The sequence below is a fragment of the Pseudomonadota bacterium genome (assembly GCA_039024915.1).
Taxonomy (GTDB): Bacteria; Pseudomonadota; Alphaproteobacteria; order Rhizobiales; family MH13; genus MH13.
This window is the reverse complement of record JBCCPK010000001.1, coordinates 351,725-365,073: the sequence shown is the minus strand read 5'-3', so window position 1 is coordinate 365,073 and position 13,349 is coordinate 351,725. Positions and strand designations below refer to the sequence as shown.

The 13,349-nt window shown below is 58.7% G+C and carries 11 protein-coding genes; 3 read left to right on the top strand and 8 right to left on the bottom strand.

The window, feature by feature from the left end; translation table 11 throughout:
* Window positions 1-2: 2 nt before the first annotated feature.
* Window positions 3-1,217, bottom strand: a complete 1,215-nt coding sequence (locus tag AAF739_01755) for an acyl-CoA dehydrogenase (GenBank protein MEM6381370.1) — start codon at window positions 1,215-1,217, stop codon at window positions 3-5.
* Between the two features lie 205 nt (window positions 1,218-1,422).
* Complete coding sequence (locus AAF739_01750; GenBank protein MEM6381369.1) at window positions 1,423-3,585, bottom strand: EAL domain-containing protein; 2,163 nt, start codon at window positions 3,583-3,585, stop codon at window positions 1,423-1,425.
* A 218-nt stretch (window positions 3,586-3,803) separates the two neighbouring features.
* Here AAF739_01750 and AAF739_01745 point away from each other — a divergent pair, with 218 nt between their 5' ends.
* Window positions 3,804-4,829, top strand: a complete 1,026-nt coding sequence (locus tag AAF739_01745; GenBank protein ID MEM6381368.1) for a P1 family peptidase — start codon at window positions 3,804-3,806, stop codon at window positions 4,827-4,829.
* A 20-nt stretch (window positions 4,830-4,849) separates the two neighbouring features.
* Here the strand turns inward: AAF739_01745 and AAF739_01740 are convergent, their stop codons facing one another.
* Window positions 4,850-5,338, bottom strand: coding sequence for a hypothetical protein (locus AAF739_01740; GenBank protein MEM6381367.1), 489 nt, complete (start codon window positions 5,336-5,338; stop codon window positions 4,850-4,852).
* Window positions 5,339-5,434: 96 nt separating this feature from the next.
* Window positions 5,435-7,219: a hypothetical protein gene (locus tag AAF739_01735; GenBank protein MEM6381366.1), complete on the bottom strand. Its 1,785-nt coding sequence runs from the start codon at window positions 7,217-7,219 to the stop codon at window positions 5,435-5,437.
* A gap of 390 nt (window positions 7,220-7,609) precedes the next feature.
* On the opposite strand from AAF739_01735, the gene AAF739_01730 reads away from it, so the two are divergent.
* Together AAF739_01730 and AAF739_01725 are read left to right on the top strand one after the other, a co-directional pair.
* Window positions 7,610-8,845: a hypothetical protein gene (locus AAF739_01730; GenBank protein MEM6381365.1), complete on the top strand. Its 1,236-nt coding sequence runs from the start codon at window positions 7,610-7,612 to the stop codon at window positions 8,843-8,845.
* On the top strand, window positions 8,842-9,651 hold the full coding sequence (locus AAF739_01725) for a hypothetical protein (protein ID MEM6381364.1): 810 nt from the start codon (window positions 8,842-8,844) through the stop codon (window positions 9,649-9,651). Before AAF739_01730 ends, AAF739_01725 begins: the two co-directional genes overlap by 4 nt.
* An 11-nt stretch (window positions 9,652-9,662) precedes the next feature.
* Here the strand turns inward: AAF739_01725 and AAF739_01720 are convergent, their stop codons facing one another.
* The 4 genes from AAF739_01720 to AAF739_01705 all read right to left on the bottom strand — a co-directional run bounded on the left by AAF739_01720 (window position 9,663) and on the right by AAF739_01705 (window position 13,349).
* Window positions 9,663-10,529: a LysR family transcriptional regulator gene (locus AAF739_01720; GenBank protein ID MEM6381363.1), complete on the bottom strand. Its 867-nt coding sequence runs from the start codon at window positions 10,527-10,529 to the stop codon at window positions 9,663-9,665.
* A 237-nt stretch (window positions 10,530-10,766) separates the two neighbouring features.
* Entirely contained in the window at window positions 10,767-11,552 is a 786-nt protein-coding gene (locus AAF739_01715; GenBank protein ID MEM6381362.1) for an N-acyl homoserine lactonase family protein, read from the bottom strand.
* The gene (locus AAF739_01710) at window positions 11,473-11,838 is read right to left on the bottom strand and encodes a putative quinol monooxygenase (GenBank protein ID MEM6381361.1); all 366 of its coding nucleotides are present in this window, start codon (window positions 11,836-11,838) and stop codon (window positions 11,473-11,475) included. Before AAF739_01710 ends, AAF739_01715 begins: the two co-directional genes overlap by 80 nt.
* Window positions 11,838-13,349, bottom strand: a complete 1,512-nt coding sequence (locus AAF739_01705; GenBank protein ID MEM6381360.1) for a tripartite tricarboxylate transporter permease — start codon at window positions 13,347-13,349, stop codon at window positions 11,838-11,840. The genes AAF739_01710 and AAF739_01705 overlap by 1 nt, the downstream gene beginning before the upstream one ends.

The window sequence follows — 13,349 nt, the reverse complement described above, 5'->3', positions numbered from 1 at the left end:
CCCTAGAAAAAAGCCTGCAAGCCAGTTTGCGCCCGACCCAGGATCAGCGCGTGGATGTCGTGCGTGCCTTCATAGGTATTGACCGTTTCGAGGTTCTGCGCGTGACGCATCACATGGTACTCGCCCATGATCCCATTGCCGCCATGCATGTCGCGGGCTTCGCGCGCGATAGCGAGTGCCTTGCCGCAATTGTTGCGTTTCATCAAGGAGATCAACTCGGGCGACGCGGAGCCCTCGTCGAGCATCCGCCCCAGCCGCAGCGCGCCTTGCAGTCCAAGGCTGATCTCGGTCTGCATGTCCGCAAGCTTCTTCTGAAACAGCTGGGTCTGGGCAATGGGTCGCCCAAACTGGCTCCGCTCAAGACCGTAGGAACGCGACCGCATCCAACAGTCTTCGGCTGCGCCCATGACCCCCCAGGCGATACCATACCGTGCCCGGTTGAGGCAGCCGAACGGACCTTTGAGGCCTTCAACACCGGGCAGCAGCGCCTCTTCGCCGACCTCGACGTCATCCATGACGATCTCGCCAGTGACGGAGGCGCGTAGTGACAGCTTCCCCTTGATGGTGGGCGCGGACAGGCCCCTCATCCCCTTTTCAAGGATGAACCCTCGGATCTTGCCGTCATGGGCCTCTGATTTCGCCCAGACAATGAAGATGTCGGCGATCGGGCTATTGGAGATCCACATTTTCGAGCCCGATAGAACATAGCCGCTATTGGTCTTTTTGGCGGTGGTTTTCATCCCCGCCGGGTCGGAGCCGGCATCGGGCTCAGTCAGTCCAAAGCATCCAATATGTTCGCCTGATGCCAATTTGGGCAGGTATGTCTGTTTCTGCGCATCGCTGCCGTAGGTGTGGATCGGATACATGACGAGCGAGGATTGAACGCTCATCATCGAGCGATAACCCGAGTCGATACGCTCAATTTCGCGGGCGACCAGACCGTAGGCGACATAGCCACTGCCAAGACCGCCGTAAGCATCGGGAATGGTGACACCAAGCAGGCCCATGGCGCCCATCTCTGCAAAAATCTCAGGGCTTGCCGTCTCGTTGATGTAGGCGTCGGTCACCCGCGGCAGAAGCTTGTCCGTTGCATAGGCGCGCGCACTGTCGACAATCAGCCGCTCATCTTCATGGAGCTGATCGCCCAGATGGAATGGATCGGCCCAATCAAAGGGTGCTAAACTTGGGCCGTGCCCGGCTGAGCGTCGCTCTAGCATTTTCGTGAAGCCTCATAGTGGCGCGATACGATGTTGGCTCGCAAGCCGACACCGCAGACGCTCCATTATGCGGCGATAAGGCCGACGCAGGCAAGCAAACGCTCGTTCACGGATCGACGCAAGGCCAAGTCCAATCGATCGGTTGTTGCGTTGCCGGCAGCGGCCAATTGCGGCGCGCTTTCATGCCGGGAATGTGCAGAAGCCGTCAGCTCGCTGAACGCAAGCTTGAAAAGGCCGGCTTGAAGCAAGCAAGGTACTGCCGCAACGCCGCTTCTGGCATCGGTCGGCCAAACGCATAGCCCTGCAGCGTCTGACAGCCCAAGTCACGCACCGCCCAAGCGTGTTCCATGGTTTCGACACCCTCTGCCGTTACGTTGAGGTTCAATGATCGTCCAATATCAACCATTGCCCTCAACAAATCCTGGGCCGCCCGGCTTTCAAAGATCGGCAGCACAAGTCGCCGGTCCAGCTTCAGCGTATTCGGCGAAATCTTGAGGACGCCCAGGATTGACGCACGCCCTGACCCAAAGTCATCGACCTCGATATCGATGCCCATGTCCTTCAACAAATCGATATGGTGGGCGAACAGGGCGGTTTCATCTTCAAGCAGTATCGACTCCAACAGCTCAAAGGCGACCCGCGTACCATTGGTTTGAAGGTCTCTCACCGATTGGATGATGTGCGGATCATGGACCCGCGCGGCAGAGACGTTAAAGGACAGTTTGGGGACTGAAATACCATCCCGTTGAAGCTGCCCCAGCACGTCGATCGCTTTCTCAAACATCATGCGATCAAGGTCCTGGACAACTCGCATCTGCTCGGCGACCGAAACGAACTCACTGGGCGCAAGGCAACCTTCCTCGGGGTGTTCCCAGCGCGCGAGGACCTCAAAGCCCTCCAGCTCACCACTGGTGGCATCAATCTGCGGCTGAAAGAACGGCACGAATTCACTGCGTTCGAGGCCCAGTTTGATTTGTGCCGCTCGTTTCCGCGTGTGCGCAATTTCGCGTTGAAGTTCGGGCGTGAACACCGCCAGTCGGCCCCGACCCCGAGCTTTCGCTTGCAAAAGGGCGGCGTCAGCAGAACTCAACAAGCCTGCAAGATCGCGCGGCAACTTGGGTTCTGAGGCAACGCCAAAGCTCGCATCAAAGCGGCAATGGCGGCCATCATGGGTTAAGGGCACCGATATCAGATCGCGCAACTGGTCGATGGCCTGCTTTGCGCACTCCATCGTTTTGCCTGGCGCGAGGAGGATCACGAATTCGTCGCCCCCAAGCCTTGCAGCGAAATCGCCTTGTTCGCTGACCTCCAACAGGCATTCGCCAACCCGGCATAGAACTGCGTCGCCAGCCTCATGGCCGAGGGTGTCGTTTACAGCCTTGAAGTGATCGAGGTCGATGCGAATAACGGTGGCTGACTGATTATGCGCGTCCGGATCGTTCGCTCGGCGGAGCAACTCCTGATCGCATGCGCGTCTGTTGGGCAGCCCGGTCAGGGTATCAAGTAGCGACAGCGCAGCCATGCGGTTGCGAGCTTTTTCCAACTCTTCGGACCGCGCGCGCTCCTCGGTAACGTCGAAGACGCAGCCGTGCCAGACAACACCACCATCGGCGCGGCGGCGCGGCGTGGCTTGCACCCGGTTCCATCGCAACCCCAGTTCCGGGTGATTGATGCGATGGGTCATTCTAAACGGTTCCAGCGTCTGGAAAGAGCGTTCGACAGAAAGCCGAACCGCCGTGGCGTCTTCAGGGTGGTCGTTGGCGAACGCCTCTTCCGCGTCGACGACGATAGCCTCGCTCGTGGTGCCGAGCAGTGGCCCCATGCCTGAATTGACATAAGGGAACCTGGAGCGCCCTTCGCTATCGATTACAAACTCGAAGATCCCTCCGGGAACACTGTCGGTTAACCGCTTGAGACGATCTCGGGACGCCTCGACTTCCTTTGCCGCAAGCTCCCGTTCCCGCTGCAGGCGCCACGCATCGGAACGATTGATCGCCATGCCAAGAATACCGATTGCCTGGCCGTCTTCATGGAGCGGCGACATGGTAACCTCGACTTCACGCGCCGAAGGATCACCTTCCTCGTTGGTGATGGTCAGAGAAACCGTCTCGCCTGACAGAACCCGGCGGTGGATTTCCGCCCAATTTTCCGCTTCGGCTGTATCGTCATTGAGGTCTGCCGCAACCTTGCCTGTCAGGTCACCGAAGGCTGCGCGGTCGAGCGCGTTTTGGTAGACATAAGCACCGCGATTATCGAGCGCAAATACGCCATGCGGCCACGTCTCGAACATGAGTTTGAGTTGCTCAGCGTCGATGATGCCGCGGTTGGCATGAGCCGTACGACGGTGTGTTTGGCGGCCATCTGCCATAGCGCCCCGACCTTTCCGCAGCGCCTCGCATGGTCTGTGAACCCGTTCGCGCTGCTGCGTCCATTGGCGCACACGTTAGCTTCACTGTGCTTGTTGTTCGGTAAAGCGACAGGCTTAATTCCCATTAGGCTTTGCGGCCTTCTCGATTGCATTGGAAACGCGGTATCCAACCGCCTGGACGCGCACCTCGAAACAGCAAAGCACCCGGAGGCTTCCGCATGAAGGTTGGACTTAAGAACCTGCTCACTGACGTCGCGGGCATGCGGGTCGGCAACGCGCAAGATCAGAGCCTGAAATCAGGCGTGACCGTGGTCGTGTCGGACGCGCCTTTCACTGCGAGCGTTCATGTTATGGGCGGTGCGCCCGGAACGCGGGAAACTGACCTGCTTGCTCCGGACAAATCCGTTCAGGCGGTCGACGCTCTAGTTTTATCGGGTGGCTCCGCCTTTGGTTTGGCCGCCTGTGATGGTGTCATGGCGGGTCTACGCGATGCTGGGCGAGGTTTTGCCGTTGGCCCAGCGCGGGTGCCCATTGTGCCTGGAACTATCGTGTTCGATCTCGTGAATGGCGGAGATAAGGTGTGGGACGAGAACCCTTACCCGATGATCGGCAAAGCCGCCTTTGAGGCCGCTGCCGACACATTCGAGCTCGGATCCACTGGCGCAGGTACGGGCGCGCTTGATGGTATGGTCAAGGGCGGTCTGGGTTCGGCATCACTGTGCCTCGATTGCGGGATCATCGTTGCAGCGTTGATGGCTGTGAACCCTGTTGGGTCTGTCACCACGCCCGGCATGCAGCACTTTTGGGCGGCACCTTACGAGATGAATGACGAGTTTGGCGGGCGGGGACCCGACCCACGCGGTGGGCTCGTTGAACCTCCGGCTAGCCGCAAGGCGGAGTTGATTGCGAAAGCCGGTCAGGATCGCGCTAACACAACGATCGGCATTGTTGCCACCGATGCGTCCTTAACCAAGGCGCAGTGTCATAGGCTTGTAGTGGCGGCGCATGACGGCATCGCTCGGGCGATCCAGCCCGCCCACTCGCCATTTGATGGTGATCTGGTGTTTGGAGCCGCGACGGGGTCTGGCCCTATCGTTGATGACGCTACACTTGCGCAGATCGGTCACGGCGCTGCGGTTTGCGTTGCGCGCGCCATCGCGCGCGGTGTGTTCGAAGCGACGCCCCAGCCGGGCGATATGCTGCCGACATGGAAAGAGCAAAACAACTTTGTACCTCCTCAGTGAAAGTTGAGGGGACCAGCCTATCAATGTGCAAAGTACTTCATCGAGCTGATCAGCATGCCGATGAGAGCTGTTGTGAGGGCGCCCGCCAGTAAAGACCAGATGGTCCTTTTCGCTTTCCATCCGATCCGGGCACCGAAGACGGTCAGCGTTGCAATCGCTGCGATGTGTGCGGCGGTGTAAGCGGCTTGGTTCGAAAGCAGGTTCATGACCGCCAACAGCATACAAACTGATGGCAAACTGGCTGCGAGCAGAACCGTCGATGAATGCTGCCAAGCCAGCTTGAAATCAGCCCAAGCGGCCGTTCGGCCGGTGTCCATCATGAGTTTGCAGATGTCGGCAAAAGCTTCGGCAAGTGCGACGGCAAGGACCGCGCCAAACAGGACGACTGCAAGCTTGAAAGGGTCAGCGATAGGTGGGGCGTGTGCGATCAGAACCGAGAGCACGGTGATCGTTCCATAGATGGCACCGAAGGTGGAGCTTTCGACTGCGCTGTTTACGTGGCTGGCCATCGCCTCAAACCGGTTGGGTCGGAAGACAAAGTAGAGGTCGGAGCATTGAACGGCTCACAGAGGGCACCTGGCCAGCAATAGTGCTCGCGGCTCGCTTTAAAAGCTTCTGGGGTCCAAGGGGTCGCTTCTGTCCCTCAGCTCATCGGGATCAAGGATGCCATCGCCATCGGAATCGGCCTTGTAAGGGAACGTTCGCGCTTGCGCTTCCAGTTCGTTGGAAAGACCGTCTCCATCAATGTCTGAATCAGCGCCGTCTTCGATGCCATCTCTGTCGGTATCCTCCCAACGGGTTGGGTCGTCAGGAAAGCCGTCGAAGGCGTCCTCAACGCCGTCATCATCTCGATCAACCGCCAGCGGCACGTGTTTGCCCACCCACTCGGAGGCGAAATCAAGTTCGGCCCCAGACATCACAATTCCGGCCATTGTCGGCTCAACCTCCGACATGAAAAGCCGGCGTTGCTCTTGCGGGAGCCCAAGATGATCGCCCGGCCGCCACCCGATTGGAGGCAGAGCGCGCAAGGCCCATGCCATTGAGGTTCTGTCGGTGACCGTAACGTTTCCCTGTTGCCCGGCGGCCAAGCGGGCGCCCGCTATCACCACCATCATGAGTTCCTGGATTTCCCGGTCTGCATAATATCGACGGAGCTCTTCGATGTGGGCCGCCGTCGTCCGGGTGGGGAGGGGGCCGGCGTCCCGCGCGAACCTTAGTGCTGCCAACTCGGCTGGTGAGAACCTGTCCGAGCGCTCAATGTCGAAAAGATCGTAGATGTCGCGCAGCGCTTCGTCGCCGACAACGCCATCGGAGGCTTCGGTTTCCAGAAACTCGTAGAGCCAACGCGTGCCATGAACCTGACAGTGCACGCAGCCTGAAGCCAATTGGTAGGTGACGAAGGTCTGCCAAAGAAACTTCATGGGTAGTGCGCGATCGCCGGCGGCAAAGTAGCCCTCGATCCGCGATGTGCCCATGGCGGTTTGTCTGGTCCATTCGGTATCGAAGTTTATCCGGTCGCTGAACGGAACGTCCGCCGGACGGGCTTCTGGCGCGAAATAATAGGGGACGTCGTAGGCCGCCCCATCGAAAGGCAAGACGTCATCGCCCGGAAGATTGCTCTCCCAGCGCCCGGGTGCGGCCCAACGGCTGTGGTCGAGCGGGAAATCGTCGAACGGGTCTTCAACACCATCCCGGTCGCTGTCCATCGTGACCCGAGGAATGCCGTAGCCTGTGACGGAGTTTAGCCAGTCGCGGCTAAACCGTGGGGAAGGAGCCGAAAGATCCTGGCGATCCCAGCCGTCGAGTATCTCTTGGCGAGCTGCCTCCATCAGTTCGCCCGCAAACAGGGCAGCCCTCTGCTCGTCGCTGCTGCTGGCCACATTCTTGGCTGCCGACCAGCCCACGCTCGCGAGCTTGGAATGTGCCCACTCCAGAGTTTGTTGATCGGTCGGTATCGGTAGAATGTTATCGTGGACGGCGTTGGCTGCGTTGAAGGAGATCAGTTCGATAAGCTCAGCGATCTGACGATCGACAAAGTGTGCGCGTAAATTGGCGTGGGAACCGGCGGTCACCCGACCTGGCAGGGTGGCCAGCTCATCGACAAATCTAAACGCAGCCCTCGTACGGGGGTCTTCGATGCTGTCGATGTAATCAGGTTTCCACACCGCCAGGATTTCGTCGTCAGGCACGCCCAGAAATGAGAGTTGAAAGGCACTGCGCGCTTGATGATGGCGGCTGTCGGCTCGGATCATCTGAAACAACGTCATTTTCCATTTCGTTGTCTCCTCGAACATGGCACCGCGGTGGATCATGGCATCCCCGACCATCGATCCTTCGGTGAACTCCCTCAGGTTGGAGATATCGATCAGGTGTCGATCATAATAATTCAACGCCCTGTCAGCGGCTGGAGTATCATTTGCAAATGAGATCGAACACAATAAATATAAGAAAGAATTGATCAGCAATATCCATCTAAAATTTCTGTGATATCGACCATTATACATTTGCATTTCTTAAATCCGCATGTAAAAAATCAATATATTTTTTTAATACATAAGTAAGACATCAAAAGCCCTCAATGATTACGCATTTTGATCTTTCATGTCGGAGCCATTGCGCTCTAACTCGCAAAAGCGTGCGGCAGCGAAGTTGAACTGGGAAGCGATCGAGATGCGCACCCATAGCGCGCCAGAGGCTATTGCCGTTACGCAAACGGTTTCGCAGGCTGCGTAGGGTGCGCCCAGCGCGCTGCATCGCAACTGGAATTGGAGCTCGCAATCATGCCCCTTCGCCTTACAACGTCTGTTTGCGCTTTGGTTTTGTCCACGGGCATGGCTGCGGCGGAGACATCTCCCCGCTATGGCGTGCTCGAATTCGGCTTGGATGACACGCTGTTTGTCGCGGATTCGGCGGCCGGTGAAATCTGGGCCTACGATTTGCCAGATGACGGATCCGCACCCGCCGAAGATCGCGCATTCAACCTTTTGGACATCGATGCACTCATTGCTGATGCCTTGGGTTCCGAGGGACGGATCATCTACAATGATCTCGCAGTCCATCCCGTCACCCGGGCGGCTTACATCTCTTTGACCACTCAGATCGATGGCGAGGAAACCAGCGCCATTGTCTCGATAAGCCATGATGGCGAAGTGGTCCCGCTCAACCTCGAGGAAATCCCCTCGACGCGTTTTGCGATCCAAAATCCTGCTGACGATGCAGTCGCATTCTGGCGCGATATTCCCGCTCCCACATTGACCGTCACGGACATGGATTTCGTGGATGGTGAACTTTTCATCTCCGGTATTTCGACCGGTGAGTTTGCCTCGACGCTGAGGCGGGTCCCCTATCCATTTGACGGGTCAAAGGTCTCAACCAGTGTCGAGATGTACCACGCTGCTCACGGCCAGAACGAGACGCGGGCTCCGATACGCGCCATGACCGTCCTGGATCTGGACGGAGAGCCAACGGTGGTGGCTGCGTACACATGCACACCGTTGGTCACTGTCGCGGTCGATGCGCTCCAGGATGGAGAACATGTGTTCGGGAAGACCATTGCGGAATTGGGCTACGGCAACACGCCTTTGGACGTCATACCGTTTTCTGCCGCCAACATGCAGGGCGACATTGAAAGCTACGTTTTGGTGATCAATCGGGAAATGGATGCCGACCTGATTTCCTTGGGTGATCTCACCGCGGCCGCAAACGGCCCGGGCTTATCCCAGCCCATTCCGTTCCTGGGTGCTACGGCAGGCGTCAACACGGTGCCACTCCCGCTGTCTGGCGTCCTCCACGGTGCCGATCAGGACAACCAGTTTCTGCTGACAATGCGGCGTGATCTTGATACCGGCGCCATGGAGCTCGTGTCGTTCCGCAAGGGCGCCTTCTTCCGCCTCAGCGACTTCATCAGCGAGTATAACTTTCCCGACTATGCCTACTCTGAAGAGGCACAGGGTATCCGCATGTTCCAGAACATGCTGAAAGCGGATGAAGGCTTCCCCGGCGAAATCGTGCAATGATCGCTGTGAGGGTAAGTGCAGCGCTCGCGGCTTTGATGATTGCGAGCGCGCCGGTATCCGCTGCCTGCCAGCCACAAGCGGGCAGTTTGGTCGACATCTACCCGACCGCGGCGACGCTGCCGGAAAATCTCCTGCGGATGTATGTTTATTTCCCCCATGCCATGGCAGCTGATGAGGGGGTCCAGAGCGTTCGGCTTTTGGGACAGGATGGGACGCCGATAGACGACGTGTTTTTGGTGTCGCGGCAGGAGCTGTGGTCGCCAGACCGGCGGCGTTTGACCTTATTGCTGAACCCCGGACGCGTGAAGTCGGGCTTAGCTGCTCACAATGCTTTGGGGCGCGCCCTTGTTCCCGGGCAGAGCTATACCTTGGAGGTGCCTGCGGACATGGAAGCCGCGAACGGCTGTGAACTTGGCACATCCGCCCGCTACAGCTTTTCCGTGATCGATGCTGACCTCGAAACCCCCGACCCCGAGGCTTGGACCTTTGCGGCGCCCGCTGCGGGCACCAAAGAACCTGTTCAGCTCGACTTAGGTAGCTCGCACGATCACCTTTCGTTGGCTTATCGTCTGCGTGTTTTCGACCAGACAGCCTCGGTGGTGCCCGGATCGATCGATCTTGGCCCCGGGGAACGCAGTTGGAGCTTTACGCCCGCACAGCCATGGCGGGCGGTGCCCTATGAGCTGATCGTGGATGAGCGGCTGGAAGACCTCGCAGGCAACCGCCCCGGGGTGCTGTTTGATCGCCCGCTGGACGGTGGCGACCCTCAACCCTCGACAACCAGTTTGTCCTTCGCCCCACGATAGGCATCGCGCGCTCAGAGCTTGAGTGCCTTAAGGTGCGCCAACATGGCTTGTATTTTCCGTGTGCGATGAACATCGGCATGGGTCACCAGCCAGACATTGACCGTCCATTCGTCAAGTGACGGACCGATCTGATGCAAGTCGGGGTTCGGTTCTGACTCGGCCACCGGCAGAAAGCCGATCCCCATACCGTCGCGGATCGCGCGCTCCTGGAGGAAAGCATCGCCGGAACGGAACACCACACGCTCAATCGGAACGTTCTCGCTCAGCCATGCTTCAAATCTCTTTGGCGAATCGGCTATCGGGTTTCCCACAAAATCATGGTCGGCCAGGTCGTCGAGGCCGCCCGGTTGGCCGTGAGCTTCAAGGTAGGACGCATGTGCAAATAGCGCGAAGTCCAGCACGCAAAACTGCTGCACGACGTAGTCGCCCTTATCGGGTTTGTGCCCGGCTCGAACGGCAATATGCGCTTCGGCACGCTCCAGTCTGAGCTGCTCGGCGCCGGTCAATAGGGCCACCCTCGATTTCGGATGGTCCCGGCGAAACGCGTGCAGGGCTGGCATCAGGAATGTCGAGATCGGCAAGAGGGTCGTGATGATCACTTCCCCCTCCACTCCGACGTTCTTGACTTTAGCCTGCCCGACAAAATCGTCCAAGATGTCATGGGCGCGATCGGCTGAATCGAAAAATTCCTGACCAATCTCCGTGAGTTGGTACCCGCGATTGTGCCGGATAAACAACCGCGCCCCCAGGTGCTTTTCGAGGGCGTCAATATGCCGGTTCACGGTGGCTCGGTGGACGCCGAGCATCCTTGCGGCCTTGCTGATCGTGCCCGCCTTCGCGACGCAGTAAGCGGTGTTGATTTCGGTCCAGTAATCCATGTCACGTTCACCTATCGGCAGTGATCGGCTCCGGTCTAGGCGTTAGGCTTGCCGAAGGTGCGGACTGGTGCGCATCTGGTGCGCGTGGCAAGTCCGCCTACCGAATTCACAACCAATGGAAGGGCGCAACCACGCCTCGATGTGTATCTTCGTCTCTACCGAGCCGGTGACGACCCAGACGTGTTGTGCCCAAAGCGCCGACCGGCGTGCTGCGCTTGTTGGTAGCACCGGGCAAAACTATCGTTCGGGGCCGCTGTCCAGCCGCACGATGTGGTCCGCCGGACCGGATGGGAAGCGCTGCATGACCAATGGGTCGTGGCCAGGGATAATGAGGTTAGGCCAGGAGGCCAAACGATAAAGCGTGTCAAATCCGTCCAACATGTCCTGCAGATCGACGACGATGGGAAAAGGTTTGCGAGCCTCGTAATTCTCATAAAAGTGCGCCGCGTCGGATGCGAGCACAAGCCATCCAGCGGACGTTGATACACGCACCGATTGGAGCCCGCGCGAATGGCCGCCGATCCGGTGCACCGTGACACCCTCGGCAATCTGCGCGTCGCCATCGTAGAAAGCGACCTTTCCCGAATACAGCCGTCTGATCGCCTCGCAAACATGGCCAGCGGTAAAGGGCATACGCAGCGTATCGTGGCACATGCACGGACCGGTTGCGTAGGCCATCTCAGCGGCCTGGATATGGAGTCGGGCATTGGGAAACAGATGAAGCCCGCCGGCATGATCATAGTGCAAATGGGTGACGATCAGTTCGGTGACGTCCTCTGGCGTCACACCAAGCGGCGCCAGCGCCTCGCGCGGGTTTTTGAGGATGGGCCGTTCGCGAGCCGCTGCTTCCGCCTCGTCATAGCCAGTATCGACGAGAATGATCTCGTTGTCCCGGCGTAACAGCCACATGAAGTAGTCCATGGGATGCGGCGCGTCATGGCGGTCATCGAAGATAAAACTGTCGCCACGAAGGCGTGCATTCCGATCCGCATATTTGACAGCGTATACTTCCCAAGGTGTCATGCTGAACCTGCTGAAATGTCTTCGCGCTTTTGGCCACTACCATGTCAGCGACGGCCGTGTCGAAGCGCTGGAAATGTGAACTGTTGAGGTGAGCGTCGAAGGCCGCTCTGTCCTGGTATATCTCGTAGAGAAAGATCTCGGCCGGCTCATCATCGTTCCAGCACACGTCGAACTGGTGACAGCCGGGCTCGTCCCGCAAAGACGTCGCCGCATTATCCAACATAAGGGGTAGGAACGCGGTGACTGTGTCACTCCTGACCGAGAAGTGGACCGTGACGGCGTACATCACGCTTCCTTGTTCGTCAGTTTGGCGAACATGCGTTTTGCAAGGGGTAGCTGACTGAGAACCAGGGCGACGTTGAGCGACAAAAGAATGGCTGCGCCCGGCCGCGAGATGAAAACTGAGAGATCGCCACCGGATATCAGCAACGATCGCCGAAAGGTCTCGTCGAGCAGGCCACCAAGGATGACGCCAATCACCAGCGGCGCGATGGGGTACTTCATGAGGTTCATAAAATAGGCGACCACCCCGACGCCCAACATCAGGTAGAGGTCGTTGATACCGCCACCGACGCTGAAAGAGCCGATCGTCGTCAGCGCCATCACGATGGGCAAGAAAACGGTCTGCGGCAGCCGGAGGATCATGATAAAGACGCGGGCCGCGAACAGGCCCATCAGGAACATGGTCAGGGATGCCAGGACCAGGATCGCCACAACCTGCAGGATCAGCGCGGGATCAATTGTGGGGCCGGGAATGACATTGTTGATCTTCAACGCTCCCATGAGAGCCGCTGCTGGCGGCGAGCCAGGTATGCCCAGGACCAACAGCGGGATCAGCGCGCCGCCGATGCAGGCATTGTTGGCGGTCTCCGATGACAGCAGACCTTCAAGGCTCCCCTTGCCGAAGTTCTTGCCATCTTTGCTGACTGTCTTCCCGACGCCATAGCTCACCCAGCCCGCCACATCCTCACCGACGCCGGGAAGTGCGCCAACGCCGGTTCCGATGACACCGGAACGGCCAATGGTCGGGAGATGGCGGCGGATGGCGGCCATGTTGGGCAAGATCCGCCCTTGCAATGGCTGGACCTTGCCACTGGCGACATGCCGCATACCCTCGATGATCTGCGGAACGGCAAATGCGCCCATCAGGACCGGGACCACCTGGAACCCGGACAACATGTAAGACCAGCCAAAGGTGTAGCGCGGCTCCGAAAGCAGTGGGTCGAGGCCAACCATCGCCATTGCGAGGCCAATCAGGCCCGCGATCCAGCCCTTTATCGCGAGGTCCTCGCTCATCAACGTGCCGGACAAAAGAATACCAAACAGCGCCAGCATTGCCTTTTCCGGGCTTGCAATGTTCTGCGAAATCAACAGAAGCGCCCAAACGAAAATCAGTAAGGCCATGGTCCCAATCACCGTGCCGATGAAACTGGCGGTGGTGGTCAGGCCAAGCGCTTCCCCACCCCGGCCAGCCTTGGCCAAGGGGTACCCATCCATGGCGGTCGCCGCACTTGCCGCGGTGCCCGGAATATTGAGAAGGATCGACGGGTAGGAGCCGCCATAAATGGCGCCGACATACGCGCCCAAAAGCGCGATAAGCGAATAATCGAGTGGAATTTTGTTGCCGAAGAACCCGGTGAGAATGGTCACCGCGAGCGTTGCGGTCAGCCCCGGCAGCGCGCCGAATGTAATGCCGAGGAATACCGAGCTGACCAGATAGATGTAAGTAAGCGGGTCAACAACGAGGCCAGCGAACTGCACGCCAAATCCTGAAAGCTGCGAGGCAACGAACTCCAC

Coding starts and splice junctions, on each gene's coding strand:
- AAF739_01755 (MEM6381370.1), bottom strand. CDS start 1,217: ATGCTAGAGCGACGCTCAGCCGGGCACGGCCCAAGTTTAGCACCCTTT.
- AAF739_01750 (MEM6381369.1), bottom strand. CDS start 3,585: ATGGCAGATGGCCGCCAAACACACCGTCGTACGGCTCATGCCAACCGC.
- AAF739_01745 (MEM6381368.1), top strand. CDS start 3,804: ATGAAGGTTGGACTTAAGAACCTGCTCACTGACGTCGCGGGCATGCGG.
- AAF739_01740 (MEM6381367.1), bottom strand. CDS start 5,338: ATGGCCAGCCACGTAAACAGCGCAGTCGAAAGCTCCACCTTCGGTGCC.
- AAF739_01730 (MEM6381365.1), top strand. CDS start 7,610: ATGCCCCTTCGCCTTACAACGTCTGTTTGCGCTTTGGTTTTGTCCACG.
- AAF739_01725 (MEM6381364.1), top strand. CDS start 8,842: ATGATCGCTGTGAGGGTAAGTGCAGCGCTCGCGGCTTTGATGATTGCG.
- AAF739_01720 (MEM6381363.1), bottom strand. CDS start 10,529: ATGGATTACTGGACCGAAATCAACACCGCTTACTGCGTCGCGAAGGCG.
- AAF739_01715 (MEM6381362.1), bottom strand. CDS start 11,552: ATGACACCTTGGGAAGTATACGCTGTCAAATATGCGGATCGGAATGCA.
- AAF739_01710 (MEM6381361.1), bottom strand. CDS start 11,838: ATGTACGCCGTCACGGTCCACTTCTCGGTCAGGAGTGACACAGTCACC.